Source organism: Candidatus Aquicultor secundus (assembly GCF_002791875.1).
GTDB classification, from domain to species: Bacteria; Actinomycetota; Aquicultoria; order Aquicultorales; family Aquicultoraceae; genus Aquicultor_A; species Aquicultor_A secundus.
Genome location: NZ_PFNG01000089.1, coordinates 2422 through 4321 on the forward strand (window position 1 = coordinate 2422; position 1900 = coordinate 4321).

Annotated in this window: 2 protein-coding genes; one reads left to right on the plus strand and one right to left on the minus strand. The window is 45.7% G+C overall.

Annotation, left to right across the window (positions count from 1 at the left end):
* Positions 1-47 precede the first annotated feature (47 nt).
* On the minus strand, positions 48-1109 hold the full coding sequence (locus tag COY37_RS03725) for a LuxR C-terminal-related transcriptional regulator (RefSeq protein ID WP_286976185.1): 1062 nt from the start codon (positions 1107-1109) through the stop codon (positions 48-50).
* A gap of 45 nt (positions 1110-1154) precedes the next feature.
* Here COY37_RS03725 and COY37_RS03730 point away from each other — a divergent pair, with 45 nt between their 5' ends.
* Positions 1155-1808, plus strand: coding sequence for a LysR substrate-binding domain-containing protein (locus COY37_RS03730; protein ID WP_286976188.1), 654 nt, complete (start codon positions 1155-1157; stop codon positions 1806-1808).
* Positions 1809-1900 lie beyond the last annotated feature (92 nt).

Here is a 1900-nt window from a genome sequence, read left to right on the forward strand (position 1 = left end):
AATCGGGCATTAGGCGGAAATAAGGGGACCAACAGACTGATTTGTTATTATTCTGAGCCAATCTCAACTAACCCTCTCTTAAGAGCGCACATGACGGCTTGTACCCTGTTTCTTTGACCCAGCTTTCTTAAAATATTGCTCACATGGGTTTTAACTGTTTTTAATCCAATCCAAAGTTCATTTGCGATTTCCTCATTCGTATAACCTCTTGCCATTAAAGCAAGTATTTTTTTCTCTTTGCTTGTTAGTTCTTCTAGATTGTCTGGCGCAGTTATCTGTCGCAATAACTCATCGCAGATATCGGCTTTCATAACAACCGAGAGGATTTCTTTTGCTATTCTGCTTCGCTCCTTTGCGAGAGTAAGTTCCTGGATTCGCATGTGAAGTCGCGCATTCTCAATAGCAGTGGCAATATGATTAGCAAGAACAGTTAGCAAAACTATATCTATGCGGCTAAATGAGCGGGTTTTTGGTGCCAGGACTGATAGGAAACCTATGTTTTTATTTCGCGCCGACAGCGGGACAACGGCGAACACGATATTGCTTACCAATAGGTCATTAAGTTTATCATAAAAGATCATCTGGTTAGAGGATAGAATCAATACAGGTTTATTTGTTCTAATTACAGACTCAGCACAACTCCGTCTTTTAAATTTTGGGATAAGGTGGGATGGATGCGGGCATGTATTTTTCAACGTTTCTACTGCAAAACTGTTATCCGTCTTGCTTGTTAGGGCAATCAAGATCTCTTCGCTTCTTGTAACAGCCTTGACTGCGGAAGGCACGGCTTCAAGTATATCCTCGACACGTAGCTTTGAGGATATTGTCTCCACAACAGCATAAAGAGATTCGAGCTGCTCAAGTTTAATTATGTCCTCTTTGCGGCTTAGGCTCAGGTTCATGGCAAACCTCAGATCGCATCTAGAAAGACCAATTTGTTGCCAATCCAGGTTGTACAATCCTTTGGCTACAATAAGTGGAGTAGATAATGCGGCGGTTATTGCGTTCATGGCACTACCCGGGATACCACTATCAATGATACCATGAGCTGCGTTGCACATGCAAAATTCGAACATTCTGGAATTATCAACGTTTTTTTTGTGCACCATTGGGAAAAACATCCTTACATGGAAGAATTATTTGAGGAGGAAGGTATGAAAAACGTGGTAAACATCGGCGCGAGTAGCTATACCGGGGAGTTCTTGCTGCCGCAGCTTATCGGCGGCTGGGAGAAGCAAAATCCCGATATCGAGCTTAAAGTGGATATCTCCGATAGCTCGGAGGTGTTCGAGCAGGTCGTCAACGGTGAGCTTGAGGCCGGGGTTATCGGCATGTCGCTTGAAAATAGCAACGTGCACGCCGAAACGTTTCTGAACAACTTCGACGAGCTTATCCTTATCTGCCCGGCCAACCACCCGTTTGCTGGCAAAAGCGAGGTTTCTATAAACGATCTTAAGGGACAGGATTTTATCCTGCGCGAACCCGGCTCGGCCACGAGAATGTGGTACCGCGAAGTACTCGCCACGCATAACATCAATCTCGATAACCTCAATGTGGTCGCCGAGCTAGATACATACCCGGCAATTATCAAGGCGGTTGAAAGCGGATCGGGTATCAGTTTTGTCTTACGAAAATCGGCAAAGGATGCGCTTGACCTTGGCAGGATCAAAGAGATAAAGATAAAAGAGGTCTCCCCGCTTATGGGAAACCTTTACATTATCTACAACACCGATATGCCGATGTCGGATGAGGTACGCCGCTTTTTAGGCTTCCTGGAGGCGGAAAAACCACAGCTGATGGCAGCATAAATGATCGGGATAGGGGGCGGCTTTCGCCGCCGACCCTCCCACACCACCGTACAAGCGGGTCCGCATACGGCGGTTCGTCAGAATGAACGTAC

Coding starts and splice junctions, on each gene's coding strand:
- COY37_RS03730 (WP_286976188.1), top strand. CDS start 1,155: ATGAAAAACGTGGTAAACATCGGCGCGAGTAGCTATACCGGGGAGTTC.
- COY37_RS03725 (WP_286976185.1), bottom strand. CDS start 1,109: ATGGTGCACAAAAAAAACGTTGATAATTCCAGAATGTTCGAATTTTGC.